Genomic DNA, 16,277 nt, shown 5'->3' with positions numbered 1-16,277 from the left:
GGGAGTTGTGGGCGCGGAAGATGACTTTGGTGACTACGTGGCTGCGCGCTGGGGGAGTTTGGTGCGGGCGGCTGTGTTGCTGGGGTGTTCCGTGGCTGAGGCTGAGGATCTGGTGCAGAGCACGCTGGAGCGGTGTCTGCTCAAGTGGGACAAGGTGCGGGTTGCGGAGGATCGCAACGCGTATGTGCATCGGGTGCTGATCAATCAGTTCATCTCGTCGAGACGCCGTCGCTGGACCGGGGAGCGTCCAGCGGCGGTGCTTCCGGAGGTGGCGGGGGCCGACCAGACCGAAGGGGTCGATGACTCCGACGCGGTGATGCGGGCGCTCGACCGGCTGACCAGGGAACAACGGACAGCGGTCGTACTCCGGTACTACGCACACCTCAGCGAGCAGCAGATGGCGTCGACCCTGGAAGTGGCGGCCGGAACGGTGAAGAGCCGGCTGGCCCGCGCGCTGAAGACGCTCGCCGAGGACCCGAACCTGGCAGAACTGCGAGGAATCTGATGCACGAATCCCAGCTCACCGAGCTGCTCGAACGAGCCGGCGACCGGACCGCGGTCGGACCGCCCCCGCTCGACGCGATGCGCGCCGGCGCCGCTCGTCGCAAGCGCCGTCGGACGACCGCCATCTCCTTGGCCGCCACCGTGAGCGTCGCAGTCGCGGCCGGCGGAACAGCGTTGCTGATGGCGCCGGAAGACGGCACGCAGCAGCTGCCGACAGCAACCAAAGGAACCAGTCATGCGACCAATCCGATGCCGACAGCAACCAATAATCCACCGACGGGCGGGCGTCTGGTCGGGCTCGGGCATGTGGCGATCGCGGTGCCCCAGGGGTGGGGGACCAATCAGGTCCGGTGCGGCACTCCACAGACCGACACGGTTCTGATCGACGGATGGCTGACCCAGGCGTGCGCAGTTCCCCGGCCCGTCGGCGTGGAGAGCGTCGAGGTGGGCGACGGCGGGCAGGAGTTGGTGTACAAGTACGGCTTCAAGTCGGACGACGAGTTCGAGATCGACGGGGTCAGGGCCCAGAAGCAGCGGACGATCTGCGCGCCGGGCGGTGCCGGTGGGCCGCAAGTCTGCCGAGGGATCGTGCTCCTGCCGTCGACCGGTGTCTGGTTCTCGGCGGAGTCGTCGACCAACGCGGCCGAGGTCGATCGCATTCTCGAGCGGATCGTGGTGCTGCCGGACCGGGTCGGCGTGCCGGAGCAGAACGGCGTGACGACGAAGGACGACGGCAGCTCCGGGCGGAAGTACGCTGATCTGCTGCGCGGGTTGGGCTTGCGGGTCGAGACCAAGACCACGGATGCCCCGGGTTTTGCGCCGGGCGAGCTGGTCAAGGTCGAGCCGTTCCCCGGCACGATGCTGCCCCTTGGGGCAACTGTCACCGTCACGGTCGTGGCCAAGCGCTGATTCCTGGGAAAATGGGGTGCATGGCTGACTTCGTTCCGGGACTTGAACTGAGCCGCTTGTTCTACTCCGAGGCGGTGCGACCGATCCTGGAGACGAGGTTTCCGGTACTTCCGTACAGCGCGGCGTTGCTCGGGCGCGGGTCGGAGGTGCTCGGCTTCGACGACGAGATGTCGACGGATCACGACTGGAAGCCGCGGGTGCTCATCTTCCTGCGCGAGGACGACCCCGCCGTCGCCGAGACGTTGCAGCGCGAGCTGCCCGCGGAGTACCGGGGCTGTTCGGTCGACAAGGCGGCGCGCGGCGTACTGGGGTCGCTCGAAGTGCACACGGTCAGCAAGTACTTCCGAGACACCCTGAACGTCGACATCCACGGCGAGCTGACGGCCGAGGATTGGCTGACCTTCCCCGAGCAGACGCTGCGGACGCTGACCGCCGGCGCCGTCCATCACGACGAGGCCGGGTTGCAGGAGGTCCGCGATCGGCTCGCCTATTACCCACGCGACGTCTGGCTCTACCTGCTGATCGCGGGCTGGTGGCGCGTGCATCCGGAGATCAACCTGGTCGGCCGAACGGGCTCGATCGGTGATGAGCTGGGATCAGCGCTGATCGGTTCACGCCTCGTCACCGACCTGATGAGGCTCTGCTTCCTGATGGAGCGCCAGTACGCGCCCTACTCCAAATGGTTCGGTACGGCGTTCGCCCGGCTCGAGTGTGGCCCCGAACTGCAACCGCTCCTGGCCGACGTGCTCCGCGCCAAGACCTGGCAGGAACGCGAGCGCGCGCTCAACGCGGCGTACGAGAAGCTCGGGGCGATGCACAACGCGTTGCAGCTGACCGAGCCGGTCACGATCGGTGTCGAGCAGCTGTGGGACCGGCCGTTCAAGGTCGCCTGGGCCGACTACCCGGGCTTGCTGGCGGAACAGATCCAGGACCCGGCCGTACTGAGCATCCTCGAGCGGTGGCCGGTCGGCCCGGTCGACCAGTTCCGCGAGTTCCTCTGGCGACCGCACAACCGCACCCTGCTGCTCCGCGTTTTCGAGGAGGAATGACAGGAGCCCAGGTCGACCGACCTGGGCTCCTGCAACTACTGCTTGGTCAGGCGAAAGTCACTCGCCGACCATCGGGTCGCTGCCGCTTCCCGTGTAGAGGAAGTGCGCTTCCGCGTTCTGCGTGGCGGGAGCGGTGCCGATCGTGTTGATGACCGTCTTCGAGCCCACGGCCTTGCCGAGGGCGTACACGGTGAGCGTGTTCGCCGTGTTGTCGAAGGCAGTCAGCAGCGTGCCCTTGCCGCACCGCGAGGCGACGAGCTGGTCGTACGCCTTGAAGCCGCTCGCCCGGACCGCCTTCAGGGTGCCCTTCAGCGGAGTGGTCACCGGCAGGTGGATCGTCCACAGGGCGCCGGCCTTGGTGGTGGCCAGCAGGGTGTCGTACGTCGGGGACTCGGAGATCACGGTGATCGCCTTGAACCCGCTGTAGCCCGGCGCGTGGCCGGCACCGACGACCGGACCGGTCGGACCGTTGACCCGGTACCGGTACAGCGAGCCGTTGGTGTGCAGGGCGTAGAGGAAGGTGTGCTCCTTCGTGGTGCCCGGCACGTAGTAGTTCGCGCTGGTGAGGGAGTAGAACCCGCCGTACCCGCCGCCCAGGAGCTTCGAGCTGGTCTTCGGGATGTCCGAGCCGTTGTAGTACGTCTCGGCGCCCGCGTACAGATTGCCGGCCCGAAGTACGAAACCGGCGTAGTAGCCGACGGTCGCCGACGGCTCCCAGTAGTACCAGCTGGAGGTGGCCCGGCCCGTGAACAGCTTGAACGGCGTGTACTTGATCACACCCACCGGCCTGGTGGCGGTGACCTTGTAGTTCCCGTTCAGTCCGTCAGCGGTGATGCCGCCGTAGTACTCGTAGCAAGCGGCCGCTACGGCCTTGGTCTGGGCCTTGGCCTGCGGGCCCTGCGCCGCGGTCCGGCCGACCGAACTGCGAGTCGGCTCGGGCTTGCCCTGCACGTCGGCGGTCGCCTGGCCGGCGGCCGCCGCCGCGGTGACCAGGCTGAGCCCGGCAACCACGGCAGCGAAACGACGAATTCTCATCTGTGATCTCCCTTGTACTACTCGCCGATCAGCGACAGGCTGCCGCTGCCCGTGTAGAGGAAGTGCACCAGCCCGTTGTGGGTGGCCGGCGCGCTGCCGATGGTGTTGATGACGGTCTTCGAGCCGTTCGCCTTGGACATGGCGTACACGGTGAGCGTCTTGGCCGTGTTGTCGAAGCCGGTGAGCAGCGTGCTGCTACCGCAGCGCGAGGCGACGAGCTTGTCGTACTGCTTGAAGCCGGTCGTCCGGACCGCCTTCAGGGTGCCCTTCAGCGGAGTGGTCACCGGGAGGTGGATCGTCCACAGGGCGCCGGCCTTGGTGGTGGCCAGGATGGTGTCGTAGCCGACCGTCTCCGAGATCACGGTGATCGACTTGAACGAGCCGTAGCCCGCCGCGCTGCCGTAGCTGGTGATCGGACCGGTCGGGCCGTTCACGCTGTAGCGGTACAGCGAGCCGTTGGTGTGCAAGCCGTAGAGGAACAGGTGCGGCCGCGTCGTGCCGGCCACGTAGTAGTTGGAGCTGGTCAGGGCCGTGAAGCCACCCCAGCCGGTGCCAAGCCTCTTCGAGCTGGTGGTCGGCGGGTTGGTGGTGCCGTTCTTGTACGTCTCGGCGCCGGCGTACAGGTTGGTGCCCTGCAGCACGAAGCCGGCGTAGTAGTAGACGTTGGTCGGCGTGCGCCAGCCGTACCAGGTCGAGCTGGACCGGGCGCCGAACAGCTTGAACGGCTCGAAGTTGCTGACCGTCAGCGGCTTGGTCGCGGTGATCCCGTAGCCGGAGTTGATGCCCGCGGCGGTGATCGCGCCGACCTCGACGCCGCAGGCTGCCGCGGCGGCCTTGGTCTGCGGGGTCTGCGCCGCGGAATGTCCGAGCGTGGTGCTCGGACGGGGCTCGCTCTGTACGCCCGCTGCTGCCTGACCGGCCGCTGCGGCCCCCGTCACCAGGCTGAGCCCGGCAACCGCAAGAGCAAAACGACGAATTCTCATCTGCAAGATTCTCCCTTAGTACTCGATGCCCCCCGAGGGCCTCTCGCACCGACGAATGTCCGCACACCCTATCGAGCCAGAGGTCTAAACCAGTTTGCGGTTGCAGCTAGCTGCAACGACGCCTCGACTGTTGCGGCCCGGTCAGCCGCTCCGCCAGCTGCCGTTCACCTGCGCTCCATCCGGGCGCAAGACGCTGCAATCCGCCCCATCGGCACGTCTCCCGTCCGATCGTCCGAGGGACACCCTGATGCACCCGCCGGTACTCCGCGGGTCAACGGTCCTGCACGCCGTGACCCGTGTCATCGCCGTCCTGCTGCTCGCCGTGCCCGGTCTCGTCCTGCCCGGGCTCGCCCCGCCGCAGAGCGCGCTCGCGGCCGACAAACCGCCCTGGGAGATCAAGCCTGCCGCCAACATCTTCGGGGCGAAGCGCCCGAGCTTCAGCTACGCCCTGCCGCGGGGCGGTCAGCTGCGCGACGGACTGCTGATCGTCAACCGCGGCCGGACCCCGCTGACGGTGTCGCTGCACGGCGCCGACGCCTTCACCGCCGACGACGGCAGCATCGAACTGCGGAGCGCCGAGGCCAGGCCGCGGGACGTCGGGGCCTGGATCCAGCTCGACGAGACCACTGTGCGGGTGCCGCCCGGCCGCTCCGTCGACGTACCGTTCCGCCTCGCGCTTCCCGACAGCGCGGCCCCCGGCGACCATCTGGGCGGCATCGTCGCGCTGGTGCAACAGGCCGGTACTACGGACCGCCTGACCACCACCAAAATCCGCCTTCAGGTCAGCGGAGAACTCAAACCGGCCCTGGCCGTCGAGGACCTGAAGGTGCAGTACTCCGGTACTCCGAACCCGTTCGGCGAGGGCAGCGTCGCCGTCACCTACACCGTCCGCAACACCGGCAACACGATCGTCGCGGCCCGCCAGGCAGCCGCTGTCACCGGTCCCTTCGGCGTCTTCACCGCCGGCGCCGGCCAGCTCGCCGATTCACCCCAGTTGCTCCCGGGCGAGTCCTGGAAGGTCGCTGCGTCGATCTCCGGAGTACCGCCGGCCCTGCGGCTGACCGGCACGGTCAGCGTCGTACCGGTCGCGAAGCCGGCTCCTCAACCCACAACGGCCGCAACCGCTCACGTTCTGACCATCCCGTGGACGCTCCTGCTCCTACTGATCGGCTGTGCGAGCGTCCTCACCCTCGCAATCCTCAGCCGCCGCAACCGGAAACGCCCGGCCCACGCCCGGTGAACTCACTCGCAGAGGGCGCGGACTGCCTCGAGCTCGGCGTCCACGACGGCCATTTGTGCGGTGACGGCGTCCTCCGGCGCATCCGAGGGGAACTGCAAGGTGAACTGGTACTCGCTGCCCGCGCCGTTCGGTAGTACCCGGCTGTAGGCGCCCTGGCCGGGGTCGTCGGCCGAGAGGATGTCGACGGTGCCGTGTGCACGCGACGAGCGGACCACGATCTTCGCCTCGCCCTGGTCGTTCTCGATGATCCAGTGATCGCCGGCCGGCCGGGCGGAGCGGGCGAAACCGGGCGCCCAGCGAGGGAAGGCCGTCGGGTCGGAGACGAGATCGAAGACGGTCTCCGGTGGGGCGGCGATGGCGATCGATCGGGTATGGCTTCGCTTCAGATTAGTATGCACATATAGATCATATGCAGCTGCTTACGATTGTTCAACGCCTATCATCCGAGTCATGCAGCGCGAAGACCTGGGATCGCTGTTCGGGCGGATCACCCGGCGGCTGTACCTCGCCGAGGAGCCGTTGCTGCGCGCGCACGGGCTCTCGATGTGGGGGTACGGCGTCCTCATCCACCTGGCCAAGGAGCCGGGGACCAATCAGCTCGGGCTCGCCACCGCGATCGGGTACGACAAGTCGCGGCTGATCGCGTTGCTCGACGGGCTGGTCGAGGACGGGCTGGTCGTGCGCGAGCAGGATCCGGCGGACCGGCGGAACCGGCTGGTCCGGCTGACCCCGGCGGGTGAGGCGCGGCTGGTCGCGGTACGGGCCGAGATCCGGGCGATGGAGGAGGAGTTGCTCGGTGAGTTCACCGCGGCCGAGCGACGGTCGTTGATCGGGATCCTGATCCGGCTCGCGGATTAGCCGGTGATGTCGGCGACGGTCTGCTCGGCCTCGGTGCGGGTGAAGTTGGAGGCGAGCTCGACCTTGCCGCCGGTGATCGCGGACATCACGGACGGGGCGGTGACGACCTTGCCCCGGACGACGATCGCGAGCTGGTTCTGCGGCGGGGTCTTGGTGGCTAGTCCTGCGGTGAGTTGCCCGAACGCCTTCGAGCCCTGGTCGTCCAGGGTCAGGTTGACGACCCAGGAGAGATTGTTGGGTGCCAGCGCGGCGGTCACCTCGGAGACGTGGGTGCCGTCGAGCGCGACCTTGCCGAGCGTGTAGCGGATCCCGTCCGCATCGCAGGCGGTGTCCGTGGAGGTGGTTGGCGTCGAAGCGCTGCAGCCGTTGGGCTCGGTCTTGAGGACCGGGCGGAACTGCACGGCGTCCGGCGCCGAGGGGCGGGTGGCGACCTTCTCCACGGCCGGCTTGTCGTCGTTGTTGTTGCGCAGCAGCAGGACGCCGCCCGTGACGAGGATGCCGACCAGGACCAATCCCAGCACGATGAACGTCACGATCAGCGGGCCCTGGTTCCGGCTCGGCTGTCCGCTGTACTGCGGAGTGCCGTACGGCGGCGGCGGCCCGTCCTGTGGTCGCGGCGGCGGTGGCGGCTGCTGGGACATGTCTGCAGATGCTACGGGTCGCCGGAGTCACCGACCGGAGATTGTTAACCGGTTGACTATCGGTTATCGTGTGAACTGGGTGCTGAGAGGAGACCGGTATGAGAATCGGGATGCGGGTGGTGACCGCGCTGGCGGCGCTGGCCGGGCAGCCGTTGCGGTTCTCGAGCGTGGCGGCGCCGGAGACGGATCCGGACAGCATCGCGATCGCGCCGGACGAGAGCGACCAGATCAAGCCTGGCCGGGGCGGACGGTCGTACAAGGGCATCGAGTACGCCGCGAAGCTGCGGATGGACATCCTGACCCCGTCGGGGAGCCGGGCCGCATCCGCTCGTGCTGTACCTGCCGGGTGGCGGATTCGTGGCCGCGCGGCGGCAGACGGGCGCCAAGCAGCGGCGGTACGTCGCCGAGGCCGGATTCGTTGTCGCGAGCATCGACTACCGGACGACGCGAGTCGGCGCGACCTATCGCGACGGGCTGATGGATGTCGCCACGGCGCTCGGGTTCCTGCGCTCGCATGCCGACGAGTACGGGATCGACCCCACTCGCGTCGCGGTCTGGGGTGAGTCGGCCGGCGGGTATCTCGCGTCGATGGCCGCGACCGAACCGGAGTACAAGCTCAACGCGGCGGTCGACTTCTTCGGCGCCTCGGACCTCACCGCGATCACCGACGGGTTCGGCCCGGAGAGGGCCACCGCTCACACCGGGCCGAAGGCCGGGGTGCCGGCGTACATCCTCGGTCCTGGCTGGACGGCGGGCGATCACGCCGAGGAATTCCGTCAGGCCGACCCGGCGAACCGCGTCACCGTCGAGTCGCCACCCTTCCTCCTGCTGCACGGCGACGACGACCGGATGATCCCGCCGGCCCAGACGGCTCGCATCCACCAGGCCTTACGCGCGGCCGGAGTCGCCAGCACCCGGTACGTCGTCAAGGGCGCCGGCCACGGCGCACTCTCGGACACTCCGGATGTATGGACCAGCACCCAGTTGATGGATCGCGTCGTCAGCTTCCTTAGGACCCAGCTCGCTGACAGCTGATGGTCAGCAGCCCTGGCGGACGTACTTGGGATCGCCGGCCGTGGTGACGTCGAGGTCGCGGCGGACGATCGACAGTTTGTTGCCGAAGGCATCACAGGCCTTGCCGAGACCGGCGGCGGTGTACTCGATCACCAGGACGTTGTTGCCGAAGGCATCGGCATAGGTCGCGCATTCGCCGTACTGGCCGCACTCCTCGGCGACGGCGAAGTCGAGACCCACGGACTTGCGATCGGCAGCGAGGTCGGCGGTGTTCTTCTGGCCGATGGCGAGGTTGCGCGAGTGCGCGTGAGTCGCCAGCAAGGTGAGTAGATCCTTGGCCTGGTTGGCGCTCAGCAGGTTGTCCGACCGGGTGTAGCTGTCGTAGTTGTCGGGCTCGACGGCCTGGAAGCCGTTGGTCGCACAGTCGTCGATCCAGCCGTTGACCTTGGCGGCGATCCGCTCGCGCTTGGCGGCGGTTCGCAGGTCGAGCAGCGGTTCGTTCCAGTCCTCGTCGATGACGGTCTTGCCGGCGCCGTCCTTGAGCAGCAGGTCTGCGTCCCAGTCGTCCTCCTCGCCGGGCTGGGTCTGGAAGGCGTTGACGTAACAGACGTTGTACAGCCCCTTGACTGCCGGCGCCGTGCGGTCCCGCGTCACGATCTTCACACCAGCTGGCGGTGGGTACGGGCCGCCGAGTTGGTAGTCGAAGCCGGCGTGCAGGGGTGGGACCTTGACCGCGGTACTCGGGGTGGTGGCTGTCGGCGTACCGGCTGGTTCTTCCGGGCGGTTCAGCAGGATCACGATGCCGGCGAACGCCAGTGCGGTGACGAGCAGACCGAGCAGGAGAGTGTGACGACGAGGCAAGGGGCTTCCAACCGCTCGGGGATCCCATTGTCGCCGCTGGGAAGTTCCGGAACCGGGAGAGGGGTGTGGAATGCGTTGCCGGACAGTAGAGTCGCCGCCGAAGCAAGCGCTTTCCCCGTCAATCGAGGAGACATCGTGAGGCGATCCATCAGTGCGGCGGTTCTTGTCGCCGCGGCCGCCGGGAGCATGCTCGCAGCCGTCGGCCTGCCTGCGACCGCAGGGCTGCCCGCGACGACGGGCCGGCCTGACCGCGGTACCGCCGTCACCGGCACCTATTCCAGCGGCCCGGCGCAAGCCTGGCAGCCGCTGCCCACCAGCTATGTCACCAGCGATCAGGGCGGTACGACGGACGCCACTGTCGTCGTCGACCCGAGCACGCTGCGGCAGCAGTACTCCGGCATCGGCTTCTCGCTCGACGAGACCAGCGTCTCCAACCTCTGGAAGCTGACACCCGCCGAGCGCGACCGCGCGATCCGGCTGCTCGTCGACCCGAAGACCGGCGCAGGGCTGGACCGGTTCCGGCTCACCATCGGCAGCCCGGACCTGATCGAGCACCTGCCGTTCTGGTCGTACGACGAGCCGCCCGCAGGCGTCGAGGACTGGAACCTCAAGTACTTCTCGATCAAGCGCGACGTCGACCTGCACATCGTCGAGACGGCCAAACTGATCAAGCGCTACAACCCGCGCGCGACCTTCTTCGCCTCGGCGTGGAGCGCACCGGCCTGGATGAAGACCAACAACCGGTTCACCGGCGAGGTCGCCCTCAAGCCCGGTAGCACGTCGTACTACCAGGTCGGCAAGCTGCGCGACGACTGCATCGACGTCTTCGCCCGGTACTACGTCAAGTACATCCAGGCCTACGCCAAGCAGGGCATCAAGGTCGACGCGCTGACCCTGCTCAACGAGCCCGGTATCGACGTGGTCTACCCCGCGATGGACATCAGCGTCGAGCAGCAGCAGAAGCTCGCGGTCGCGATCAAGCGCGAGGTGAAGCGGGCCGGCCTCGGCACCGATCTCTACGTGCACGACTTCAACTTCTGGGACTGGCGTGACCCGAACAGCACCGAGACGAAGAACTACTACCGGATCCTGAACGACCCGAAGGCGGCGAAGGCTGCCGACGCGATCGCGTTCCACCCGTACTGGGGTGACCCGACCGTCATGCGCGATGCCTACGAGCAGACCGGCAAGCCGGTGCACATGACCGAGACGAGCGATCTCAACCCGGCCACGATCCTGAACTACTTCCGGCTGGATGCCTCGTCGTACGTGATGTGGGCGCAGACCACCGACCAGGACGGCGGCACGCTGCACTGGACGCCGCTGCGCGACAACAACGTCGACTGGGAAGAGGTCGGCCGCACCACCAAGTGGCCGAACCGGCTGGTCAAGGTCGACACGACCACCCAGACCTTCACGGTTCGCGACGAGCTCTACGCGATGGGCCAGTTCGCGAAGTACCTGGGCAAGGAGCACACCCGGGTCGAGTCGAGCGCGACCGCGAACGGCATCGCCAACGTCGTCTACAAGGACCGCAGCGACAACTTCGTCGCGATCCTCGGCAACAGCAACGCCACCCCGTCGACCGTCCGCGTCGTGCTCGCCGGCAAGTCGTTCACGGCGACGGTCCCGGCCAACTCCTACGCGACGTACCGCTGGAAGGGTGACGTCCCCTCCCAGCACCACAACCACGCACCGGTACTACGCCCCGTCGGGGACGTAGTCGCGGATCAATACGCCACAACCCAGGTGCAGCTCTCAGCCACCGACCGGGATCGCGACCGGCTCGCCTACTACGCGGTCGACCTGCCCGCCGGCGTCAGCGTCGACGGACGCAGCGGCCTGGTGACGTTGCACCCGACCTCCGCCGGCAAGCAGGACCTGAAGTTCCGGGTCACCGATGGAGCGGCGAGCGACGAGGTGACCGTCCACGTGACGGTGACGCCGCACGGTACGCCGGTCGGCGAGAAGGTCGAGGCTGAGTCGTACGTCGCCCAGCACGGCTGGACCGATGGCGGTGCCAACTTCATCGAGAACAACGCGGCCGCGAGTGGTGGCAAGAACGTCGGCTGGACGGCGGCGGGCAACTGGCTGCAGTACCGGCTCGACGTCACCAACGCCGGCACGTACGACGTGGAGCTCCGCGTCGCGAACGGCACCGGCGCGAACGCTCCGGACGCCATCTCGCTGCGGGACGCGTCCGGCGCGGTACTGGCGAAGGTGTCTGTGCCGAGTACGGGTGGCTGGGGGACCTACCAGTCGATCCACACCCAGGTGACGTTGCCTGCGGGCGACCAGCTCATCACCTTGTTCTGCGAGACCGGCGGTTTCAACGTGGACTACCTGCGCCTGACCGCCTAGCGGCGAGACCTGGTGTGTTCCGACAACTGACCCATCGGAACACACCAGTGTCTATCCTTCATCGCAGCGGCTCCACCAGTCGGTGAATCGGGACCACTTGGCTTCGGCGGCCGGGTTGAGCGGCTCCCAGGGGGTCAGGGTTGGGGGTTCGTTTTTGCGGTAGGTCCAGTGGGCGATGACTCGGCCGTCCTGGATCAGGCTGCCGGGCATGCGTTGCGGGTTGAAGCGCGGATCGCGCTTCGCTTGGTACAGGTCGCTGGTCGTCGATCGTCTGCAGTAGTAGAGGTTGTCGAACTCCGGCAGTACGTGGAGGCCGGGGCGCGCCGGTGCCGGGTCCGGCTGCTCGAGTTGGTCTGCGACGGTCTGGGCTTCGGATTTCTTGAGTCCGGACCAGTAGGCGAAGTCGTCGACGGTCGCCGGACCGAATGCGGTCGCGAAGGAGCGCGCGAGGTCGCGCAATCCGGATTGGTGGTCGGGCTGTTCGGCGGGCGCGGGGGCGAGGCGGTACGTCGTACGGGACGGGTGCCAGGCGTTGTCCGGGGCTGATTCGACGATCGGGAGGATCATCCGGAGGGCGAAGCCCAGGTGCCGGGGTTCGGTGTCGGGGAAGTGGTCGGCGGCTGCTGATCCGAGGTCCGCGCGGGTTCGCGGCTGGTTGTCGGACATCAGCTCGAGGCCGAACGCATGCAGCTTGTCGTAGTCGGCCGAGTCCCAGATGCCGCGGCAGAAGCCGGCGACGAGTCGCTTCAGGGTCGGTTCCAGGGCTGTGCGCCACAGCCAGTACTGGCGGAGGGTGAGGAGGTGGACGGTTCCTCGCATCACGTTCGACTTGACCAGGTCGTACGACTGCATGCGGTCGGTCAGCTCGCCGAGGTCGCTCTTCTCGCCGCAGCGGGTCCAGATCGCCACCGGGATCGCGCGCGCGGTCTGCGCGTTGATGCCGGCGAGCTGTTCGACCAGTGCGACGAGGTCGCCCGGGAACGGCTCGTCGAGGGACTGACCAGACCACGGGAGGGCGGGTTCCATGGGGTGATCGTAAGGAATGTCGGGGCCCGACCGATCCGCGGAGGGGAGCGGTCCGAAGTACCGGTATGACCTCAAAGAGACGCCGTGCGCTGGCAGCTGTCGGAGGATTGCTCGCCGCGGGTGCCGGTCTGGGGCTCGGTGAGCTGACGGCGGCGCTCGCGGGAGGTACCTCTCCGGTCGTTGGCGTCGGCACCCAGTTGATCGACCTGGCGCCGGGTGCGGCCAAGGACTTCGCGGTCAAGAACCTCGGTACTGCCGACAAGCCGGTCCTGATCGGCGTGGTGCTGCTCGCGGTGACCGTTTTCGCCTTGCTGGCGGGCGCGATCGGAGCCACCAGGCCTCGTGTCGCTGTGGCGCTGACGGGACTGCTCGGTGTGCTGGCGATCCTGGCGGCCGCCACCGGCAGGACGCTCGCCCCCAATCACTTCGTCCAGGTGCTGCCCGGCGTCATCACGTTGCTGGTGGCAACAATCGGCATCCTGCTCGTGCTGCGGATCCTCCACCCCCGTACCGAACCCGACCAGACTCGCGGCGAGGTCGAGCGGACCCGCGGTGCGGTCGAGCGACGGCCGGCGACGGCTGAGGCGCCGGTTGGGTTTGATCGGCGGAGGTTTCTGGGGACCGCGATGGCGCTCGGTGTTGCCGGGGCGGGCGGCCTGGGCGCGTCCCTGCTGATCCCGGCCGGTGTGAGCGAGGCAACCCGGCGCGGGATCGGGATCCCGGTGCCAGCCAGCCGGGCTCGGGCGATCCCGGCCGGCGTGGCCGCCGATGTCCCCGGTGTGAGCCGGTTCGTCACGCCGAATCCGAGCTTCTACCGCGTCGACACGCTCCTGACCGTCCCCAAGGTCGATCCGCGGACCTGGCGCCTGCGCATCCACGGCATGGTCGACCGCGAGCTCGAGTTGAGCTTCGCCGACCTCCTCGACCGGCGGCTGATCGAGCGCGACATCACCCTCACCTGTGTCTCCAACGAGGTCGGCGGACCGTACGTCGGCAACGCCCGCTGGATCGGCGTACCGATCGCCGAACTGCTCCGGGAAGCCGGCGTCCAGGGCGGCGCCGACGCGATCAAGTCGACCAGCGTCGACGGCCTCACCATCGGTACGCCGCTCAAGGCGCTCACCGACGGCCGGGACGCGATCCTCGCCGTCGGCATGAACGGCGAACCGCTCCCGTTCGAGCACGGCTTCCCGGTCCGGATGGTCGTACCAGGTCTCTATGGGTACGTGTCGGCGACCAAGTGGGTTGTCGACCTGGAGGTCACCAAGTTCGCCGAGTTCAGCGCGTACTGGACCGACCGCGGCTGGTCCGTCGAGGCCCCGATCAAGACTTCCTCCCGGATCGACGTACCGAAGGGATTCGCCCGGATCAAGGCGGGCCCGGCCGTCGCGGCGGGCGTGGCCTGGGCGCAACAACGCGGGATCGCCAAGGTCGAAGTACAGGTGGACGACGGCGAGTGGCAGCCCGCGAAGCTGGCGGCCGAGGACACCATCGACACCTGGCGACAGTGGACCTTCCGCTGGGACGCCACACCCGGCAACCACAAACTCACCGTCCGGGCAACCGACACCACCGGCGAAGTACAAACCGCCGACCGCGCAGCCCCCCGCCCAAACGGCTCCAGCGGCCTCCACAACACGGTAGTAATGGTCGAATAGCCAGATGGATGACAGCCCACAACGGTTTCCCGCCACTCTGCCGGTACTACGTGCCGCCGCGCTCGACGCGGGCTTCGCCATGTCGTGCGACGAGCGCACCGGCAGCCTGCTGACCGTGCTGGCCGCTGCCTGTCCGGGCGGCCGGGTGCTTGAGCTAGGCACCGGTGTTGGTGAGGGCACCGCTTGGCTGCTCGATGGGATGGATGCGGCTTCCCATCTGGTCTCCGTCGAGCTCGACGCCGCCGTACAGGCGATTGCCCGCGCGGAGCTGGACGACACTCGGGTCACTTTCGTCACCGGCGATGGTGGCGAGTGGCTGGAGTCGTACGACGGGCCGCCGTTCGACCTGGTCTTCGCGGACACCTGGCCCGGGAAGTTCACGCATCTTGAGCGGGCGTTGGAACTCGTAGTACCGGGCGGGATGTATTTGATCGACGACCTCCTCCCGCAACCCAACTGGCCAGACGGTCATGGCGCCGCGGTCGACCGGTTGCTGGCTGAACTGGCCGAACGGGATGACTTTCGGACCGTCCGGCTGAGCTGGTCAACGGGGCTGCTGGTGGCTGCTCGGGTCGGCTGAGGCGGCGTGGGCGGCGTGGGCGGCTCGGGTGGCTAGGGCGGCGAAGGCGGTGCGTAGCTCGGGGGGATCGACTACCTCGATGTCTACGTCCCATCTGGCGAGGGTTGCTGCCAGGCCGGGCCAGGACCAGGCGCCGAGGCGGACTCGGCAGGTGTTGGCGTCGAGGGGTTCGACTGTGGCATCGCGGGCGAAGGGGACGACGTCGGCTGCGGGGGCGGCCAGGATTACCTCGCCTTGGCAGGGCCAGGTGTTGGGGCCGGGCGAGCCTTTGAAGCGGGCGGCCAGGTAGGTGGCGGGGTCGCCGCCGGGGACCTCGCGAGGGGTGAAGCGTGGGCCGGTGGGGACGCGGGGTGTCATGCGGTCGGCGCGGTAGATGCGCCAGTCTTCGCGAGCGGGATCCCAGGCGAGTAGGTACCAGCGGCCGGATTGCGCCAGCAGGTGATGTGGGTGGACCCGGCGTGGTGGCACCAGTTTGCCGTCACCGCGATCTGACGGGGATCGGTAGTCGAAGCGGAGTTCTTCCCGGTTGCGAATCGCCGCGCCGATCGCGATCAGTACCTCGATATCTGCCTGCGGGTCGCCATCGCCAGGGCTCTTGACGATGGCCGTCTCCAGGGCGTCGAGTCGGGCCCGCAGCCGCTTGGGCATCAGCTGAGTCACCGTACTGAGCGCGCGAGCAGCCGCCTCCTCGATCCCCGCGCCGACGAGCGCCGCACTCCGCAACGCCACCGCCAGCGCGACGGCTTGCTCGTCATCGAACAGCAGCGGAGGCAGGTGCGCACCCGCGTCCAGCCGGTAGCCACCATCCGGCCCCTTGATCGCGCGGACCGGATAGCCGAGTTCGCGTAGCCGATCGATGTCCCGGCGCACCGTCCGCGAGGTCACCCCGAGCCGGTCGGCCAGCAGATCGCCCGGCCAGTCCCGGCGTACCTGCAACAGGGACAGCAAAGACAGCAGGCGTCGCGAAGCGGACGGTGCGGAATTGATCGGCATGGATCTCATCATCCACCAAGTAGTGGACGTTCTCTGTCCTCTACTGCTGCGATTGTTCTGTCGTCCGCCGGAAACGGTCCGGCGGACAACGAACAGGAGACAACGCATGTCTGTGCAGACGGTCGCCCACCTCAACTTCCACGGCGAGGCACGCGAGGCGCTGGAGTTCTACGCGTCGGTGTTCGGCGGTGACCTCACCATCGCCACCTACGGCGACTTCGGGCTGCCGAAGGAGTTGCCCGACGCCGGCAAGGTCGTTTTCGGCCAGGTTGCCGCCGGCAACGGTTTCCGGGTGATGGCGTACGACGTACCGGGCGACGCCGCGCCGGCCGAGCCTGCGCCGAGCACCCGCCGCGAGAACGGCACCACCATCACCACCGAGAAGTTCTTCCTCTCGGTCCGCGGCGACACGGTCGACGAGGTCACCACCTACTGGAAGGCACTGTCCGAAGGAGCGACCGTGATCGAGGACCTCGGCCCCGCCCAGTGGGCCCCCACCTTCGGCATGCTCACCGACCGCTTCGGCATCACCTGGATCCTCGACGTGGCCAACTCGTACTGACTG

16 protein-coding genes and 1 pseudogene are annotated in these 16,277 nt (G+C 68.0%); 10 read left to right on the top strand and 7 right to left on the bottom strand.

Features of this window, described 5'->3' with window-relative positions; all coding sequences use genetic code 11:
• Positions 1–7 precede the first annotated feature (7 nt).
• From AB0M15_RS40540 to AB0M15_RS40530, 3 genes are read left to right on the top strand one after another with little or no spacing between them, the layout of a single operon-like run.
• Positions 8–505, top strand: a complete 498-nt coding sequence (locus tag AB0M15_RS40540) for a SigE family RNA polymerase sigma factor (protein ID WP_363832222.1) — start codon at positions 8–10, stop codon at positions 503–505.
• Positions 505–1,413, top strand: coding sequence for a PASTA domain-containing protein (locus AB0M15_RS40535; RefSeq protein ID WP_363832219.1), 909 nt, complete (start codon positions 505–507; stop codon positions 1,411–1,413). The genes AB0M15_RS40540 and AB0M15_RS40535 overlap by 1 nt, the downstream gene beginning before the upstream one ends.
• Positions 1,414–1,433: 20 nt before the next feature.
• Positions 1,434–2,462, top strand: coding sequence for a DUF4037 domain-containing protein (locus AB0M15_RS40530; protein WP_363832214.1), 1,029 nt, complete (start codon positions 1,434–1,436; stop codon positions 2,460–2,462).
• 57 nt (positions 2,463–2,519) lie between these two features.
• Here AB0M15_RS40530 and AB0M15_RS40525 read toward each other — a convergent pair whose 3' ends face one another.
• Together AB0M15_RS40525 and AB0M15_RS40520 are read right to left on the bottom strand one after the other, a co-directional pair.
• Complete coding sequence (locus AB0M15_RS40525; RefSeq protein ID WP_363832210.1) at positions 2,520–3,497, bottom strand: hypothetical protein; 978 nt, start codon at positions 3,495–3,497, stop codon at positions 2,520–2,522.
• Positions 3,498–3,514: 17 nt separating this feature from the next.
• Positions 3,515–4,480, bottom strand: a complete 966-nt coding sequence (locus tag AB0M15_RS40520) for a hypothetical protein (protein WP_363832206.1) — start codon at positions 4,478–4,480, stop codon at positions 3,515–3,517.
• Between the two features lie 289 nt (positions 4,481–4,769).
• On the opposite strand from AB0M15_RS40520, the gene AB0M15_RS40515 reads away from it, so the two are divergent.
• Positions 4,770–5,720, top strand: a complete 951-nt coding sequence (locus tag AB0M15_RS40515) for a DUF916 domain-containing protein (RefSeq protein ID WP_363832199.1) — start codon at positions 4,770–4,772, stop codon at positions 5,718–5,720.
• Between the two features lie 2 nt (positions 5,721–5,722).
• Here AB0M15_RS40515 and AB0M15_RS40510 read toward each other — a convergent pair whose 3' ends face one another.
• Positions 5,723–6,118, bottom strand: a complete 396-nt coding sequence (locus AB0M15_RS40510; protein WP_363832194.1) for an SRPBCC family protein — start codon at positions 6,116–6,118, stop codon at positions 5,723–5,725.
• A gap of 52 nt (positions 6,119–6,170) precedes the next feature.
• Between AB0M15_RS40510 and AB0M15_RS40505 the strand changes: the two genes are divergently transcribed.
• Complete coding sequence (locus AB0M15_RS40505) at positions 6,171–6,578, top strand: MarR family transcriptional regulator (protein WP_363832186.1); 408 nt, start codon at positions 6,171–6,173, stop codon at positions 6,576–6,578.
• On the opposite strand, the gene AB0M15_RS40500 is transcribed toward AB0M15_RS40505, so the two are convergent.
• Positions 6,575–7,219, bottom strand: a complete 645-nt coding sequence (locus AB0M15_RS40500) for a hypothetical protein (RefSeq protein ID WP_363832183.1) — start codon at positions 7,217–7,219, stop codon at positions 6,575–6,577. The genes AB0M15_RS40505 and AB0M15_RS40500 overlap by 4 nt on opposite strands.
• A gap of 315 nt (positions 7,220–7,534) precedes the next feature.
• On the opposite strand from AB0M15_RS40500, the pseudogene AB0M15_RS40495 reads away from it, so the two are divergent.
• A pseudogene (locus AB0M15_RS40495) lies at positions 7,535–8,254 on the top strand (alpha/beta hydrolase); the annotation flags it as partial.
• A gap of 3 nt (positions 8,255–8,257) precedes the next feature.
• On the opposite strand, the gene AB0M15_RS40490 reads toward AB0M15_RS40495, so the two are convergent.
• Positions 8,258–9,094, bottom strand: a complete 837-nt coding sequence (locus AB0M15_RS40490) for an endo alpha-1,4 polygalactosaminidase (RefSeq protein WP_363832179.1) — start codon at positions 9,092–9,094, stop codon at positions 8,258–8,260.
• A 135-nt stretch (positions 9,095–9,229) separates the two neighbouring features.
• On the opposite strand from AB0M15_RS40490, the gene AB0M15_RS40485 reads away from it, so the two are divergent.
• A complete protein-coding gene (locus AB0M15_RS40485; protein ID WP_363832176.1) occupies positions 9,230–11,455 on the top strand; it encodes a carbohydrate-binding protein in 2,226 nt (741 codons plus the stop codon).
• A gap of 51 nt (positions 11,456–11,506) precedes the next feature.
• On the opposite strand, the gene AB0M15_RS40480 is transcribed toward AB0M15_RS40485, so the two are convergent.
• Positions 11,507–12,481 carry a winged helix DNA-binding domain-containing protein gene (locus AB0M15_RS40480; protein ID WP_363832173.1) on the bottom strand — a complete coding sequence of 325 codons (975 nt, stop codon included), beginning with the start codon at positions 12,479–12,481 and terminating at the stop codon, positions 11,507–11,509.
• 65 nt (positions 12,482–12,546) lie between these two features.
• On the opposite strand from AB0M15_RS40480, the gene AB0M15_RS40475 reads away from it, so the two are divergent.
• Together AB0M15_RS40475 and AB0M15_RS40470 are read left to right on the top strand one after the other, a co-directional pair.
• On the top strand, positions 12,547–14,139 hold the full coding sequence (locus tag AB0M15_RS40475; protein WP_363832170.1) for a molybdopterin-dependent oxidoreductase: 1,593 nt from the start codon (positions 12,547–12,549) through the stop codon (positions 14,137–14,139).
• 4 nt (positions 14,140–14,143) lie between these two features.
• Positions 14,144–14,719, top strand: a complete 576-nt coding sequence (locus AB0M15_RS40470; RefSeq protein WP_363832168.1) for a class I SAM-dependent methyltransferase — start codon at positions 14,144–14,146, stop codon at positions 14,717–14,719.
• Here AB0M15_RS40470 and AB0M15_RS40465 read toward each other — a convergent pair.
• Entirely contained in the window at positions 14,684–15,712 is a 1,029-nt protein-coding gene (locus AB0M15_RS40465) for a WYL domain-containing protein (RefSeq protein ID WP_363832164.1), read from the bottom strand. The genes AB0M15_RS40470 and AB0M15_RS40465 overlap by 36 nt on opposite strands.
• A 106-nt stretch (positions 15,713–15,818) precedes the next feature.
• Between AB0M15_RS40465 and AB0M15_RS40460 the strand changes: the two genes are divergently transcribed.
• Entirely contained in the window at positions 15,819–16,274 is a 456-nt protein-coding gene (locus AB0M15_RS40460; RefSeq protein WP_363832161.1) for a VOC family protein, read from the top strand.
• The last annotated feature ends 3 nt before the right edge of the window (positions 16,275–16,277 follow it).

Source organism: Kribbella sp. NPDC051718, assembly GCF_040681515.1.
GTDB lineage: Bacteria > Actinomycetota > Actinomycetes > Propionibacteriales > Kribbellaceae > Kribbella.
The sequence above is the reverse complement of the archived record's forward strand: the minus strand, read 5'-3'. Positions and strand labels throughout refer to the sequence as shown.

What these genes read in the sequence shown, in the direction of transcription:
- AB0M15_RS40460 (WP_363832161.1), top strand. Translation starts at nt 15,819, where the DNA reads ATGTCTGTGCAGACGGTCGCCCACCTCAACTTCCACGGCGAGGCACGC.
- AB0M15_RS40520 (WP_363832206.1), bottom strand. Translation starts at nt 4,480, where the DNA reads ATGAGAATTCGTCGTTTTGCTCTTGCGGTTGCCGGGCTCAGCCTGGTG.
- AB0M15_RS40465 (WP_363832164.1), bottom strand. Translation starts at nt 15,712, where the DNA reads ATGCCGATCAATTCCGCACCGTCCGCTTCGCGACGCCTGCTGTCTTTG.
- AB0M15_RS40525 (WP_363832210.1), bottom strand. Translation starts at nt 3,497, where the DNA reads ATGAGAATTCGTCGTTTCGCTGCCGTGGTTGCCGGGCTCAGCCTGGTC.
- AB0M15_RS40475 (WP_363832170.1), top strand. Translation starts at nt 12,547, where the DNA reads ATGACCTCAAAGAGACGCCGTGCGCTGGCAGCTGTCGGAGGATTGCTC.
- AB0M15_RS40470 (WP_363832168.1), top strand. Translation starts at nt 14,144, where the DNA reads ATGGATGACAGCCCACAACGGTTTCCCGCCACTCTGCCGGTACTACGT.
- AB0M15_RS40480 (WP_363832173.1), bottom strand. Translation starts at nt 12,481, where the DNA reads ATGGAACCCGCCCTCCCGTGGTCTGGTCAGTCCCTCGACGAGCCGTTC.
- AB0M15_RS40505 (WP_363832186.1), top strand. Translation starts at nt 6,171, where the DNA reads ATGCAGCGCGAAGACCTGGGATCGCTGTTCGGGCGGATCACCCGGCGG.
- AB0M15_RS40500 (WP_363832183.1), bottom strand. Translation starts at nt 7,219, where the DNA reads ATGTCCCAGCAGCCGCCACCGCCGCCGCGACCACAGGACGGGCCGCCG.
- AB0M15_RS40530 (WP_363832214.1), top strand. Translation starts at nt 1,434, where the DNA reads ATGGCTGACTTCGTTCCGGGACTTGAACTGAGCCGCTTGTTCTACTCC.
- AB0M15_RS40535 (WP_363832219.1), top strand. Translation starts at nt 505, where the DNA reads ATGCACGAATCCCAGCTCACCGAGCTGCTCGAACGAGCCGGCGACCGG.